Origin of the sequence: Vibrio sp. (assembly GCF_038138445.1) — a bacterium.
Classification (GTDB): domain Bacteria; phylum Pseudomonadota; class Gammaproteobacteria; order Enterobacterales; family Vibrionaceae; genus Vibrio.
Genome location: NZ_JAYQDQ010000035.1, coordinates 24,889 through 39,564 on the forward strand (window position 1 = coordinate 24,889; position 14,676 = coordinate 39,564).

Here is a 14,676-nt window from a genome sequence, read left to right on the forward strand (position 1 = left end):
TCTAAGGCACCCAAGCGGTGCCTTTGTTTTTGCTCGAAATCTAAAACTTGGATGAAAGACCTCCAACCACTTGCATTTTGAGTAGATTTTTACAGAAATTAGATGCGAATAATTGCTGAACCTTTTATCCTAGCGGGGTTTTTTAAAGGAAGCTGAATATGATCATCAAACCTAGAATTCGTGGATTTATCTGTACAACGACACACCCAGTGGGCTGTGAAGCTAACGTAAAAGAACAAATCGCTTATACAAAGGCCCAAGGCCCGATTGCAAATGCTCCAAAACGTGTGTTAGTTGTCGGTGCATCTAGTGGTTACGGTCTGTCTTCTCGTATCGCTGCGGCATTTGGTGGTGGCGCTTCGACTATCGGTGTTTTCTTCGAAAAAGAAGGTACAGAGAAAAAGCCTGGTACGGCTGGTTTCTATAACGCAGCAGCATTTGAGAAGCTAGCTCGTGAAGAGGGCTTGTATGCAAAAAGCCTTAATGGCGATGCTTTTTCCAATGAAGCGAAGCAAAAAACAATTGAGCTTATCAAACAAGACTTAGGTCAGATTGATATGGTGGTTTACTCATTGGCATCGCCAGTACGTAAAATGCCAGAAACGGGTGAATTGATTCGTTCTTCACTAAAGCCAATTGGTGACACTTATACTTCAACGGCTGTCGATACTAATAAAGATGTGATTATCGAAGCAAGCGTTGAGCCTGCGACTGAGCAAGAAATTCAAGACACAGTGACAGTCATGGGTGGTGAAGACTGGGAACTTTGGATCAATGCCTTGTCTGATGCTGGTGTACTGGCAGAGGGTTGCAAAACCGTTGCATACAGCTATATCGGTACAGAGTTGACTTGGCCTATCTACTGGGACGGTGCTTTAGGCAAAGCTAAGATGGACTTGGATCGAGCTGCAACAGCCTTAAATGAAAAGCTTGGTGTGACTGGTGGAAGTGCTAATGTTGCGGTACTCAAATCTGTGGTGACTCAAGCAAGTTCAGCAATTCCTGTTATGCCACTGTATATCGCTATGGTGTTTAAGAAAATGCGCCAAGAGGGTGTACACGAAGGGTGTATGGAACAGATCTTCCGTATGTTTAATGAGCGCTTATATAAAGCTGATGGTAGCGCTGCTGAGGTGGATGATAAGAATCGCCTGCGTCTGGATGATTGGGAGCTGCGTGATGACATTCAGCAACACTGCCGCGACCTATGGCCACAAATTACCAGCGAAAATCTTAAAGATTTGACCGATTACGTAGAGTACAAAGAAGAGTTCTTAAAACTATTCGGCTTTGGTGTAACGGGTGTGGATTATGACGCTGATGTTAATCCTATGGTTGAAGCGGATTTTACGGCGATTTAATCGACTCTAAAACAAATTTATGAAAATTAAAGAGTTGGCACACTAGATTGTGCCAGCTCTTTTGTTATATCGGGTTTACTGGACCTGAAGGCTCTACTTAAAGCATGACCATATTGGTGCATGATCAGAAGGCTTTTCTATACCGCGCAGCTCATAGTCTATGTCTGACTCAATACATTTCTCTGCTAGAGAAGGCGTTGCTAAAATCACGTCAATTCGCAGACCACGGTTGTCATCAAAGCCTCTAGAGCGATAATCAAACCATGAAAAACGATCGTTAGTATCAGGATGGATTTTGCGGAATGTATCGACAAAACCCCAGTCTAGTAGAGTTTGTAGCCACTCTCTTTCAATAGGTTGGAACGAACATTTGCCCGTTTTGAGCCAACGTTTTCTATTTGGTTCACCGATACCAATGTCTGTATCTAACGGACTAATGTTGATATCACCCATTACAATCAGCTGTTCATTGCTATCGTGGTACTCATTTAAGTGGGTCATTAGGTCTCTATAGAACTGGCGCTTATATGGAAACTTGGTTTCGTGCTCTATGTTTTCGCCTTGGGGGAAATAGCCGTTTAAGATGGTGACCTTTTCGCCATTATCATCCTCTAACGTTGCCATGATCATACGCTTTTGATGATCGTCATTGTCGGTTGGAAATCCTTTACGAATAGAAATAGGCTCTTTTTTACACAGCATAGCCACACCATAATGTGCTTTCTGGCCATGAAAATAGACCTTATAGCCCATGGCTTCGACTTCTTGCAGTGGGAACGCTTCATCGTGAACTTTGATTTCTTGTAGGCCGATGACATCAGGCTGGTGTTTGTCAATAATTGCTTGAAGTTGATGAAGTCTGGCTCTTAGGCCATTGATATTAAATGATATGACTTTCATTTGATTAGAGTCCTTAGAAGGGTAATGCGCGGTAAAGAATCTGCTTAATCTGTCATGCTACTACAGATAACAAAACCTGTATTCAATAATTGATTCAAACGTTTCTAGTCCAAATACCACAAACCAGCATTGACTAGTGACACAAGCAGTTCAATATCGGCTTGTGCTAGCTTGCCTTGGATATCTTGGTAGCTTATTTGGGCTTGGTTACATAAAAGGTTCACTAAGTGCTCGGATTCTGTGGGGTAAGTGTCGCCATTGATATAAACGCAAGAAGCAGCATTTTGCAGATAAAGCGCTTTCAGCCCAGACACTTTATGTAGCAGGCCTAGATCTTTTAAATAATGCTGTATTTCAATTGCAGTGACGGGTGTGTCAGGTTCGATAATATCAAGCTGATGGCGAGATTGGCTGAGCAGGGCCCCAATACTATGATGAATATCACTGTCAAACTGCAGCGCGCTGCGCAGCATGGCCGTCATCTTATCCAGATCACTGGTTTGAATTTCGCCATACTTGGTTTGAGGATTCATCTCTGGGTTGTGAAGATGTTTATCACCCTGCTCATTTGCGATCATATAATCTGCAAAATGGCTTAATAGCTCGCGCTCTTTGGGGGACCTAAAGCCAACAGAATAGCTCATGCTTGGCTCAAGCGTATCACCTTCGTGAGGGAATCCGGGGGGAATATAAAGTATATCTCCTGGCATTAGAACCTGATCTATAATGGCATCAAATCCAGTGATTTGACGAAGGGCGCCAGCTTGGATAGATTCTTGATACTGCCCCTCATCTTTGGCTCCAACGCGCCAATGACGTTTTCCGCTCCCTTGAACAATGAATACATCATACTGGTCGATATGGGGACCAACACCACCTTGCGGAGCCGAGTAGCAAACCATCAAATCATCAAACAGCCATTGAGGCAAAGCCTTAAAAGGCTGAACGAGTTCTGCTGTGCCAGCATGCCAATGGTTACATGCTTGAACAACTAATTGCCAATGAGTTTGTGGTAAGTTCTCAAATAGAGAACCATCAAACGGACCATGTTCGACAGACCAATTTCCTTCTTGGTGACTGATAAAACGTGAATCAATCTCGTCTTCCATGGACAAACCTGCCAGCTCATCAGGCGATATTGGATCAATGAAATTAGAAAAGCCTGCTTTAATAATGGTCGGTTTCTTATGCCAATAATTGGCCAAGAAGTCTTCCATATTGATGTTTAATGAATAGCTCACTGGTTGTCCTCCAGCTTTCTTTCTAAATCCGATTTCACGATCTTGATTGCTTCAAGTGCTACTTTGGGGTCGATATTGTGACTTTCGATAAGATAAATTAGGTCTACCGCGAGTTTGATTTCATCCGGTGCCTGTTCCAGATCGGGAGATGACATGTTACTGATTTCGCTCTTTGTAGGTAATGTGTTTTTCTATTCTGAGTTTAGCTTGTTGACAGCGCTGTAAGCGCCTTCGGGCGGCTTCGAGTTTTTGAAAAGAAAACCCTTTATCTTTGCCTGTTGCTTGGCTGTATATTTGCTCTGACTGAGTAACTATGGCTTTGAGTTGTGATTCCCACGTTTGGTGCTGAGCAAGATTTTGGTAGAGCCGACTGAGATCATTTTGTTGTGATGGCCTTTGGCAATGTTCTTGTTGCCTCACATCAAATGAATCTAGTTCCTTTTTGAGAGCGTCGATCTGACAAATAAGCTTTTCCGACAAATAACTCACTTGAGCATGATTTGGGGCTAACTTCAATTGGGTAGCGAGCTTATCAAATGTTTGCTTGGCCTCTTCAACGTAAGGGTGCAACTGAGCAGACTGACTGTGAAATAAGGCTTGATCAAATAGAGGCCGATGGCAATCACTATACTGCTTATCTCGTTGGACTGCTTGAGATTCTAGTTGGTCCAACCGATCTGACAACGCACTAAGACTCGTCATACGGGCATAAACCAAGCTTCGTAAGCGAGTTTAACCGCCAATACACTTACCACGGTAATAAAAACAGGCCGGATAAACTTAGCACCGAAACGAATGGCTGAATGAGCACCAACAAAGGCACCAGCCATCAAACATATTCCCATTGTTAGCCCCAAAACCCAGTCTATATGACCAAGTATTGCAAAGGTCACCAAAGAGGTGAAATTGCTGGTAAAGTTCATTGCTTTGGATAAACCAGAAGCCAGCAATATATTAAGGTGATACAAAGCCATGGAGCTTACGGTCCAAAATGCGCCCGTTCCCGGACCAGCCAGTCCATCGTAGAAACCAATGCTAAATCCTTGAAGATACTGCTTTTTATTAAACTTAGGGCAAGGCTCTGGCATATCATTGCTTATACTGACTGGGGTTTTGTGCCAAATGGTATAAAAAGCGGCAAGTAAAATAATAAGTGGCAGAATTTTCTCTAGCCATTCTGTGCTGATAAGATCCACAACCAGTGTCCCTACGGTTGCCCCTATTAGAGTGGAGATAAAAGCGCGTTTCCAACATTTTGGTTTGAACAAACGTTTTCTGTAATAGGTAAAGGCGGCCGTTGAAGAAGCAAAACTTGCTGCCAGCTTATTGGTGCCAAGCGCAATATGAGGGGGCAGCCCCAAGGAAAGTAGAGCAGGCACGGTAAGCATGCCGCCGCCGCCAGCAACGGCATCAATAAATCCGGCCAAAAAGGCAATTAAGGCCAGTACCAACAATAATGTCGGTTCAAAAAATTCCATACAATATCTTAATTATTCGATGATAAGTTTAAACGGTGGCAGTGAATCTATCAGAGCTTGTCCGTAACGCTTTGTTACTAAGCGTCGATCAAGAATGACTACTCTACCAAAATCGCGTTCTTTTCGCAGTAATCGACCGACAGATTGAATCAATTTTTTACTCGCTTCTGGTACGGCTATTTGCATGAAAGGATTCCCACCTTTACTTTCAATGTATTCTGCGTGAGCTTGTTCAACAGGAGAAGTAGGCACCGCAAAAGGTATCTTAGTAATAATTAGGTTTTCCAACAGTTCACCGGGTAAGTCTAGACCTTCCGAAAAGCTACCAGTGCCGAATAATACGCTAGTTTTCTGGCATTGAACTAAGGTTTTATGTTTATTTAGAATTTCTGAGCGCGAGGTTTTACCTTGCATTTGTATTGACCAGTTACTTTTTTTAAACAATGGGGCGATGGAATCAAACACCTGATTCATTTGCCAATAAGATGAAAACAGAACCAAATTGGCTTTATTTTCTTGGATAAGCTCGGGTAGGGTGTCGACTAATACTTGTGTAAACTGGGTAGCTGATGGCTCACATGGCATTTTAGGGATCAGCAGCTCTGCTTGATTTTGATAATCAAATGGTGAGGCTAAAGCAAGGAATTTTACGCCATCTTCTGGTTTTTCACTGATGCCTGCTTGGCGGCAAAAAAAGCCAAACGAGTTTAAAGCACGCAAAGTTGCTGAAACCAACACCGCGCCAATGCAGCGGCTCCAAATTTGTTGATCTAGCTGCCAGCCTACTTCTAATGGAGACACGTTTACCACAAAATCACCTTCTCGCTCTGGTGCTAATTCTAACCATCGAGCCAAAGGCGCTCCTTTTTCTCTTAGAGGCTGGGCCATTAAGCTCCACACTTGTGCTAGGTTATCCATACGCTGTATGAAAAAACCAAGTTCAGCTAATGCTGGTTCTGCGAGGCGGTTGGAAAGTTCTCCATCTTTGACTCTTTCTGCAATCAACTCTGCCACTTTGGTTACTGATTGTGCGCCTTTTTGCGTTAGACTCTTTAACTGCTTTGATTCTTGCTCTAACCAATCTGGAAATTCGCCATGTTCAAAGCGGTAACATCCATCTTCAAATTGTGTTGCATCAAATCGACTCGCAAGCTGAGTGAGTGATGGGATAAGCTCTTGGATTGAAGCTTGCAGCTCATTACGAAAACGAGCCACTCTTTTCTCATCAGCAAGATTGGCAAACTTTGTCACTGATTGATTGAGTTTTTCGAGCCAAGCGGCCGCACCTTTTAAACTCGCCGCCGCAGAGGCATGATCTCTGGCAACGTGAGGAAGGTGATGGGCTTCATCAAACACGTAAATGGTATTTTCTGGCTCAGGGAGGATAACACCGCCGCCAAGATCGGCATCTGCCATGACCAGACTGTGATTGGCGATGATCACATCGGTTTTATCCAGCTCTGCACGCGCTTTTTGAAACGGACAGCTTCTATGTGCTGGCATACTCAGATTACAGCTGTGCTTATCACTGACAATCGATTGCCAAATCGAATCATCTATCGGCTTTGGCCAAGAATCTCTGTCGCCATCCCATTTGTTTTGCGCCAGTTTTTGAAACATGAGCTGCAGTTGTTCGATATCTTTTGCTCTGGGTTTGGTATCGAACATGGCTATTTGCCCACCATCGACACCACTGGCTGCCGCGAGTTTCTCCGCGCAGCAATAACGTTGCCTACCTTTGGCGAGAATAAATGAAAATTCTCTATCAATTAGCCTGCGGTATAAAGGTAAGTCTTTATTGATCAGTTGTTCTTGAAGTGCAACCGTTGCGGTGGAAATGACGACCTTGCGATTGTTATGTAAAGCAACCGGAATACTTGCCATTAAGTAAGACAAAGACTTTCCTATCCCCGTTCCCGCTTCAGCGACGATCATCCTTGTCGTTTTATGATATTCACCACACAAGGACTTAGTAATTTCTGCCGTCAGGTAATTTTGAGCTCGGCGAGGGATAAAATTATCCATCTGTGACTGTAAATTCTGATAGCTAGTACGGATGGTTTTTTGGATTTTGCTTGTTGTCATACGGAAGCCTTTGATTGCGAAAGGCGATAGTAGCATATTTGTTTGAGCGGTAAGTAGAGTGGTGAAAAATGTGCTTTCGTTTAAATTGTAGATCTTCTTCACAAAAAAAAACTGAACCTTCAAAAACTTAGCAAGCGTAATGAGACTAAGAAAGATATCTCTTTATAAGTGTTTTTTTACTAGTTATTTATTCTATTTATTAACACTAATAAAACACTTATCAGGTTTAAATTTTAATTTTCATGGTTTTTCTCAATAATGATAATTTGTTTTTTTTGTATAAAATGCGCTCTAGTAGGGGTTGCATATCAAATTAAATGATTGTTTTTTATAATCTTTATCTTTTTTTAGCTGTTTTATTTATAGTATTTGACACTGAGATGATTCTTTTGCAATCTAGTCCCGCAATTTAATGGCGACAACATCTGACCAGTTAGAGTTCGGAGTTGTCATCAAAAAACATCAAGGAAACCTCAAAAGGTTTACCTTCATTCTATAGAAAAGGCAGTGGATTATTATGAAAAAGACTCTAGTAGCTCTTTCAGTTCTAGCAGCGGCAGCGAACGTAAATGCGGCTGAGATTTATTCAACAGATGCTTCTAAAGTATCGCTATCTGGTGAAGTTGATGCATATGTTGCAACAACTGACATCGAGAAACAGTCTGCGAAAGACTCTTCAAAAGCTGGTGTAACTCGTACCGAGACAGACCCATCAGTTATGGTTTGGGGCAAAATCCAAATTGACGCTGAACACAAAGTAAGCGACACGCTAACTAGCTTTGCCTCATTTGAAATCGAATCTCAAACAGGTTTTGATTCAGCTGACACAGATAACAATGCAAAATTTGATGACCTATACGTTGGTGTAAAAACTGACACTTGGGGTGTTGCAATCGGTGAAGTAGGCGATCTAGCAGCTTCTACAGATGCGATTGAAAAGGGCGATATCACTAACGAAGGTCAGTTCTTTGGCTCTGCTGGTGGTCACCGTTCCGAGTCTGAAGGTCACGGTATCGTATTTAAAGCTGAGCTAACAGATGGTCTAGTATTTGTTGCTGATGCTAATACTGAAGCTAGTGAAGATCTTGACAACACTTACGGTGCTTCTCTAGATTGGGCTATCAACGATATGTTCTCTGTTGGTGCTTCTCTTGTAAATGGTGAAGCGGCAAAAGACATTGATTATCAAGTGGGTGGAGTATCTGCTTCTGTAACACTAGGTGGTTTCTTTTTTGCAGCGACATACTCTCAGTTTGAAGGTGTAAACTCTTTTGGCCTCTTCGGTGATAAGACAAAACGCACAGTTACTTCAACAACTGACACTGAGATTACTAAAGAAGTTGAAGATAACTACGCATACACAGATGGTGATGCTTACGGCATAGCAGCTCAGTACACAATCGACAAAACACGCCTATACGCAACTTACGATGTAATGTCTCTAGACGAGCAGCAAAATGCAGGAGCTGCTAATACTGACGCGAAAGGTGACGTTACTAACCTAGTGCTAGGTGTGGAATACTCACTACTAGACAACGTAACTATCTTTACTGAATACCAAACGGCTGAAACATCTAACGACTTCACTGGTGCACATGGCGGTAAAGGTCTAGATGCTGATACATTCGTACTAGGTACATACTATACATTCTAATTACTTGTTAATTAGGGTATTATTTAAGCCAACGCTTTTGCGTTGGCTTTTGTTATTTTAAAGGAATACCAGATTGAAAACGATCAACACTCTTTTGCTTGCTGTATTGGCATCCGTTGTTTCTTATTCCGCTTTAGCGGTTGAATTAGACTTAGCCAGTGGTATTTCGGTGCCAGTGTTAAATGGTAAAAAAGTCAAAGGTGATAACTTTGAGTTAATAGAAGGTGAAAACCAACTTGTGTTTGAGTTTGCTGGTAAGCTCAAAGACAACAACAAACGTAAGTATTACTCTTCACGCCCCTATATTGTGACTTTGGATCTTACAGGTGCCAATACACTTAAAGTTGAGCTTGTATCCAATAAGCTTAATAAAATAGATCGCAGCGTAAATAAAAAGCAGCCTATTTTTGAGTTCACAATAGACGGTAAGCAGGTAGAAGATTCACAGCAAATGCTGCCGCCAGCTGAAGGTGTTTTCCCCTATTCCAATGTGCCGCTGTTAGTTGAAAACTATAATAAAGAACGCGGTCTAGTATTTGATTCGGGCAAGGTAGTCGAGCTTAAAGCGGAGCTTGCCAAGCTAGAGCAAGGTGAAGCCGTAACCTCTGGTGAGCGCAAAACCACTACCATTGCAGGTGTGACAGAAACCGAGAGCACTTTGCAGTTAAAACTGTGGTATTTAAAGGCCAGTAATGAAGAGCGTAAAAACTTCAAACGCTGGATGATTGAACAAGATTAATTTAAAAAAGGCCCAGTCACTATGACAGGGCCTTTTGCTAACAAGCTCTGAACTAAGAGAGGTTGTTCGCTTTACTGAAAACAACTTGGATCTTGAAGCGCTGTTTCTATCGCATCAACAAGAGCGTTTATATGCTTAGCTTGGCTGATAAAAGGTGGCATCATATAGATAAGCTTACCAAAGGGTCTTATCCATACCCCTTGCTCCACAAATAAAGCTTGAATGGCTTCCATATTCACAGGGCGCTTGGTTTCCACAACGCCAATAGCACCTAACCAGCGTACATCTTTGACCAAGTCATAGTTAAGCAACTTAGGTAACTGCGCCGCAAAATTAGCCTCAATTGTCTCAACTTGCGCTTGCCATTCACCTTGCTGCAAAAGTTCAAGGCTTTTTCCCGCGACGGCGCAGGCCAGCGGATTAGCCATAAAAGTAGGACCGTGCATAAAGCAGCCTGCTTCTCCTGAACAAACTGTATCTGCGACCTCTTTTGAAGTCAGCGTTGCAGAGAGCGTCATATAGCCGCTTGTCAGCGCTTTACCTACACACATAATGTCCGGCTTGATACCAGCATGCTCACATGCAAACAACTTACCTGTGCGACCAAAGCCTGTTGCGATCTCATCAAGAATAAGCAACACACCCAATTCATCACATAAGGCGCGAACACCCTGTAAAAATTTGGGGTGATAAATTCGCATCCCTCCCGCTCCTTGTACCATTGGCTCAAGGATAACAGCAGCAATCTCATGATGATGCTGGCTTATTTTGTCCCTGAAGTCATCTAGATCAGTCTCATCCCATTTTTGGTGAAAGCCGGTTTTGGGCGATGCAGCAAAAATATGCTCTGGTAAGAACCCTTTATAAAGACAGTGCATAGAGTTGTCGGGATCGGTGACAGACATAGCGGCAAAGGTGTCACCATGATAACCATCTCTGAGTGTCAAAAACTTAGGGCGTTTTTCCCCTTTGCTATGCCAATACTGAAGCGCCATTTTTAAACTAACTTCAACAGCGACTGAGCCCGAATCAGCTAAAAAGACTTGCTCTAGATTTTCGGGAGCCATAGAAAGTAGGGTTTTACACAAATTGATCGCAGGATCATGGGTTATGCCGCCAAACATTACATGGGACATTTTATCGATTTGTGTATGAGCGGCTTGATTAAGCTGCGGGTGATTGTAGCCATGAATAGCGGCCCACCAAGATGACATGCCATCGACAAGTTGTCGTCCATCTTCGAGCTGAATGTAAACACCGTTAGCTGAAGTGACAGGGTAGCAAGTTAAAGGGTTAAGTGTTGAAGTGTACGGGTGCCAAATGTGGCGACGATCAAAGTCGAGATCCATAAAAAACCATATAGATTAAAAAATAAACAATTGTAAACTTTTGATTTCAAAAGTTGTTGACAGTGTACATGGTGTGGTTAGACTAGCCAAGCCATTCATTACAACAAACTATAAGGAAGTCATGTGGAAGCACGTCACAACTGGACTGTTGCAGAAGTTAGAGCATTAATGGCCAAGCCATTTATGGACCTTTTGTTTGAAGCGCAATTGGTCCATCGCCAGCACCAACAACATAATTATGTGCAAGTGAGTACACTGCTTTCGATAAAAACGGGCGCTTGTCCTGAAGATTGCAAATATTGCCCCCAGAGTGCGCGCTATCAAACCGATATCGAAAAGGAGCGTTTGATGGAAGTTGAACGTGTCCTTGATGCCGCGCAGAAAGCCAAAAGTGCAGGTTCGACACGTTTTTGTATGGGGGCAGCGTGGAAAAACCCTAAAGCACGCGATATGCCGCACCTAACTGAAATGATCAAAGGTGTAAAAGGTATGGGGCTAGAAACCTGTATGACTTTGGGGATGTTGACACCAGATCAAGCAAACGAGCTGGCTGATGCAGGGCTGGATTACTACAACCATAATTTGGATACCTCTCCAGAGTTTTACGGCAGTATTATCACGACGCGAACCTATCAGGACAGATTAGATACATTGTCCCATGTGAGGGATGCCGGAATGAAAATATGCTCTGGGGGCATTATTGGCATGGGCGAGAGTGCCAATGACCGTGCAGGGCTATTGGTCGAGCTGGCCAACCTTCCTACTCACCCTGAAAGTGTGCCAATAAATATGTTGGTTAAAGTAAAAGGCACACCACTTGAGGAAGTTGATGATGTTGAACCTTTCGATTTTATTCGCTTAATCGCCATCGCGCGCATTTTAATGCCTAATGCAGCTGTCCGCCTGTCGGCTGGTCGAGAAGATATGAATGAGCAAATGCAAGCACTGTGTTTTATGGCTGGGGCTAACTCTATTTTCTACGGATGTAAGCTGCTTACCACACCGAACCCTTCCGAAGATAAAGATATGCAGCTATTTGAAAAGCTTGGAATCAATCGACATGAAGTCTCACAGCGTCCAGATGAAATAGAGGAGAATGATTTACTTGATCGCGTGGTCGAGAGAGTGGCCGCACGTCCTGAAAAAGGCGATCTGTTTTATGATGCCACCATTTAATGCTCGCATTTCCAAGCAATTGGAAAAACGTTTAGATTTGGGGCTTTCAAGAAGCATACGTACGATTGAGGCAGGGAATACTGCTAGTTTGTCCTATCAGTCAAAGGCCCATATTAATTTTTCAAGTAATGATTATCTAGGTTTAGCGGCGGATAAAACCCTTTCGCAAGCGTGGCAGCGAGGAATTGATTTATACGGCAACGGCAGTGGTGCTTCGCCTTTGGTCACTGGCTTTTCAAAAGCCCACGCAGACTTAGAAGCCTCGCTTTGTGACTGGCTTGGTTTTGAACGCGCGATTTTGTTTTCTTCAGGGTTTTCAGCCAATCAAGCAGTATTGTTCAGCCTGATGAAAGAAGGAGATTTGCTCGTACAAGACAAGCTAAATCATGCCTCTTTGATTGAAGCTGGCATACATTGCCCCGCGACGATGAAGCGTTTTCGTCATAACGATATTGGACACCTTAAAAGAACGTTAATTTCAGGTGGTTTAGTGGTGACTGAAGGGGTTTTTAGTATGGACGGCGACTTAGCCCCGCTGACTGATATCCATGCTATTACCCGCCTAAATTCTTGGCTTATGGTTGACGATGCTCATGGCCTTGGTGTGCTCGGTGATGAAGGGAGAGGGAGTAGTCATAGTGCGGATGTAAAACCTGAGATCCTAGTGGTTACTTTTGGTAAAGCGCTTGGTCTATCTGGCGCAGCGGTTATGTGTAACCAAGAGTTAGGTGACTATTTTACTCAGTTTGCCAGACATCATGTCTACTCAACCGCTATGCCTCCATCACTTGCTCATGCTATCAGTCATAGCATTGAAATGGTTCGCACTCAGCAGTGGCGCCGCGAAAAGCTCGCAGAATTGCAAAGTGAGTATAAGCAATGTTTTTCTATGTTTGATGGCTATGTTGAAACCGAAACACCGATTAAGCCACTCTTGATTGGAAATAGTGACGCATCAGTAAACATTGCCAAGACTTTGTCAGATCTTGGCTTGTGGCTAACCGCGATCAGACCGCCGACAGTTGCTAAAGGCGCTGCTCGCCTGAGAGTGACATTAACGGCGAATCATAGTGTCAATCAAATCAGAGCTTTAGCCAATTCAGTAGAGCAGGCGATAGAAAAGGTAGCGTAATGGAACAGGCGATTTTAGATTATCCCTTGCCATGTGTAGATAAATCGGCTGTTGCCGAGGCGTTTGGCAAAGCCGCAGAAACCTATGATTCTCATGCGGCTTTTCAAAGAGAAGTAGGGACTCGGTTACTTGAGCTATTGCCAAATGATATTAACGACAAAACCGTATTGGATCTTGGGTGTGGCACTGGCTACTTTGCCGCCCTATTGAGAGAACGAGGCGCTAATGTGGTTTGTTGCGATATATCACAGCAAATGCTGGACAAAGCAAGAGAGCGCTGCGGGTTAGAAAAGATACACTATCAGCTTGGAGATGCTGAATCCTTACCCTTGGCTTCTCAATCGGTAGATTTGGTGTTTTCTAGCTTAGCATTGCAATGGTGTGGTGATTTATCCCAGCCGCTGCGTGAAATGCGCAGAGTGTTAAAGCCCAATGGTGGCATATATTTTTCCACCTTGCTTGATGGTTCTTTATATGAACTGAGAGAAGCGTGGAATGTGACAGATAAGTATCAACATGTTAACGACTTTTGCAGCATAGATAAGATAAAAATTGCGTTAGCGCAATCTGGCTCTATCTGTCATCAGTTAGACTTGCCTACTATTACGGTCTGGTACGATTCTGCATTTTCGTTAATGCGGGACTTAAAAGGGATTGGTGCTAGCTATGTGCATGGACGGTCTCAGGGATTGACTAGTCGTAGTATGTTGCAAAACGTCGAGCAGGCTTATCAAAAATTTCGAAATTATAAAGGCTTGGTGCCTGCTACATATCAGGTTTGTTTAGGGGTAATTCATATATGACTCATGCTTTTTTTGTTGCGGGTACGGATACTGATGTTGGTAAAACCGTTGCCTCTACTGCGATTCTTAATGCGCTTGCGCAAAAAGAAGTAAAAACTATTGGTTACAAACCCGTTGCTGCGGGAAGTCAAGAAACAGAGCTCGGATTTCGTAATTCAGATGCCTTGTATCTACAAAAGGCATCGACTGTTGAAGCTCAATACGAGGACATTAATCCTTATGCGCTTGAACTTGCGACATCGCCACACATAGCTGCGCAGCGTGAAGGAGTTGATATTCAATATTCTGTGCTCAGTGATAAGCTATCGACTCATAAGGAAAGTGCAGATTTTGTGTTGGTTGAGGGTGCAGGTGGATGGCGAGTACCTGTCAGCGGCGAGGAATGTCTTTCTAGCTGGGTACAACAGGAGAACCTACCAGTGATTTTGGTGGTTGGTATTAAACTTGGTTGTTTAAGTCACGCTATGTTAACGGTTGATGCCATAGAAGCTGATGGGCTCAAAGTGGTTGGCTGGGTAGCAAATAGAATAAATCCGGGTACAGAGCATTATGCTGATATCATTGCGATGCTCGAGAATAAAATCGATGCACCTAAATTGGGTGAGATACCGTATATTCCAAGCGTCAAACAGAAAAATCTTGCCCAATATATAGATATTTCTACGATTTTGGATATTTTATAGCTCAATGAGTTTGTCAAAGATCAAAAGTAAGCTGGCGGTAAACCCCATCTAATCATTTCCTTTTAAATTCGGTAT

At 43.1% G+C, this 14,676-nt stretch carries 14 protein-coding genes; 7 read left to right on the forward strand and 7 right to left on the reverse strand.

Annotation, left to right across the window (positions count from 1 at the left end; all coding sequences use genetic code 11):
- Positions 1-158: 158 nt before the first annotated feature.
- Positions 159-1,361: an enoyl-ACP reductase FabV gene (gene fabV, locus AAFM34_RS10995; protein WP_341662767.1), complete on the forward strand. Its 1,203-nt coding sequence runs from the start codon at positions 159-161 to the stop codon at positions 1,359-1,361.
- Positions 1,362-1,454: 93 nt separating this feature from the next.
- On the opposite strand, the gene xthA is transcribed toward fabV, so the two are convergent.
- The 6 genes from xthA to dinG all read right to left on the reverse strand — a co-directional run bounded on the left by xthA (position 1,455) and on the right by dinG (position 7,065).
- On the reverse strand, positions 1,455-2,261 hold the full coding sequence (gene xthA, locus AAFM34_RS11000; RefSeq protein ID WP_341662769.1) for an exodeoxyribonuclease III: 807 nt from the start codon (positions 2,259-2,261) through the stop codon (positions 1,455-1,457).
- A gap of 104 nt (positions 2,262-2,365) precedes the next feature.
- Positions 2,366-3,478 carry a cupin domain-containing protein gene (locus tag AAFM34_RS11005; RefSeq protein ID WP_341662793.1) on the reverse strand — a complete coding sequence of 371 codons (1,113 nt, stop codon included), beginning with the start codon at positions 3,476-3,478 and terminating at the stop codon, positions 2,366-2,368.
- A 20-nt stretch (positions 3,479-3,498) separates the two neighbouring features.
- A complete protein-coding gene (rsmS, locus tag AAFM34_RS11010; RefSeq protein WP_239171321.1) occupies positions 3,499-3,657 on the reverse strand; it encodes a pleiotropic regulatory protein RsmS in 159 nt (52 codons plus the stop codon).
- A gap of 1 nt (position 3,658) precedes the next feature.
- Positions 3,659-4,204 carry a primosomal replication protein gene (locus tag AAFM34_RS11015; protein WP_341662774.1) on the reverse strand — a complete coding sequence of 182 codons (546 nt, stop codon included), beginning with the start codon at positions 4,202-4,204 and terminating at the stop codon, positions 3,659-3,661.
- Positions 4,201-4,980, reverse strand: a complete 780-nt coding sequence (locus tag AAFM34_RS11020; RefSeq protein ID WP_341662776.1) for a TSUP family transporter — start codon at positions 4,978-4,980, stop codon at positions 4,201-4,203. The genes AAFM34_RS11015 and AAFM34_RS11020 overlap by 4 nt, the downstream gene beginning before the upstream one ends.
- Positions 4,981-4,992: 12 nt before the next feature.
- Positions 4,993-7,065, reverse strand: coding sequence for an ATP-dependent DNA helicase DinG (dinG, locus tag AAFM34_RS11025; protein WP_341662778.1), 2,073 nt, complete (start codon positions 7,063-7,065; stop codon positions 4,993-4,995).
- A gap of 517 nt (positions 7,066-7,582) precedes the next feature.
- Between dinG and AAFM34_RS11030 the strand changes: the two genes are divergently transcribed.
- A complete protein-coding gene (locus AAFM34_RS11030; RefSeq protein ID WP_341662780.1) occupies positions 7,583-8,719 on the forward strand; it encodes a porin in 1,137 nt (378 codons plus the stop codon).
- Positions 8,720-8,792: 73 nt separating this feature from the next.
- Complete coding sequence (locus AAFM34_RS11035) at positions 8,793-9,458, forward strand: DUF2057 family protein (protein ID WP_341662782.1); 666 nt, start codon at positions 8,793-8,795, stop codon at positions 9,456-9,458.
- A 71-nt stretch (positions 9,459-9,529) separates the two neighbouring features.
- Here the strand turns inward: AAFM34_RS11035 and bioA are convergent, their stop codons facing one another.
- Positions 9,530-10,807, reverse strand: coding sequence for an adenosylmethionine--8-amino-7-oxononanoate transaminase (gene bioA / locus AAFM34_RS11040; RefSeq protein WP_341662783.1), 1,278 nt, complete (start codon positions 10,805-10,807; stop codon positions 9,530-9,532).
- 123 nt (positions 10,808-10,930) lie between these two features.
- On the opposite strand from bioA, the gene bioB reads away from it, so the two are divergent.
- From bioB to bioD, 4 genes are read left to right on the forward strand one after another with little or no spacing between them, the layout of a single operon-like run.
- Positions 10,931-11,983 (forward strand): biotin synthase BioB, encoded by a 1,053-nt coding sequence (gene bioB, locus AAFM34_RS11045; RefSeq protein WP_341662785.1) that lies wholly within the window; start codon positions 10,931-10,933, stop codon positions 11,981-11,983.
- Positions 11,970-13,115, forward strand: a complete 1,146-nt coding sequence (locus AAFM34_RS11050; protein ID WP_341662795.1) for an 8-amino-7-oxononanoate synthase — start codon at positions 11,970-11,972, stop codon at positions 13,113-13,115. The genes bioB and AAFM34_RS11050 overlap by 14 nt, the downstream gene beginning before the upstream one ends.
- Positions 13,115-13,918 (forward strand): malonyl-ACP O-methyltransferase BioC, encoded by an 804-nt coding sequence (bioC, locus tag AAFM34_RS11055; protein WP_341662787.1) that lies wholly within the window; start codon positions 13,115-13,117, stop codon positions 13,916-13,918. Before AAFM34_RS11050 ends, bioC begins: the two co-directional genes overlap by 1 nt.
- Positions 13,915-14,601, forward strand: a complete 687-nt coding sequence (gene bioD, locus AAFM34_RS11060; protein WP_341662789.1) for a dethiobiotin synthase — start codon at positions 13,915-13,917, stop codon at positions 14,599-14,601. The genes bioC and bioD overlap by 4 nt, the downstream gene beginning before the upstream one ends.
- The last annotated feature ends 75 nt before the right edge of the window (positions 14,602-14,676 follow it).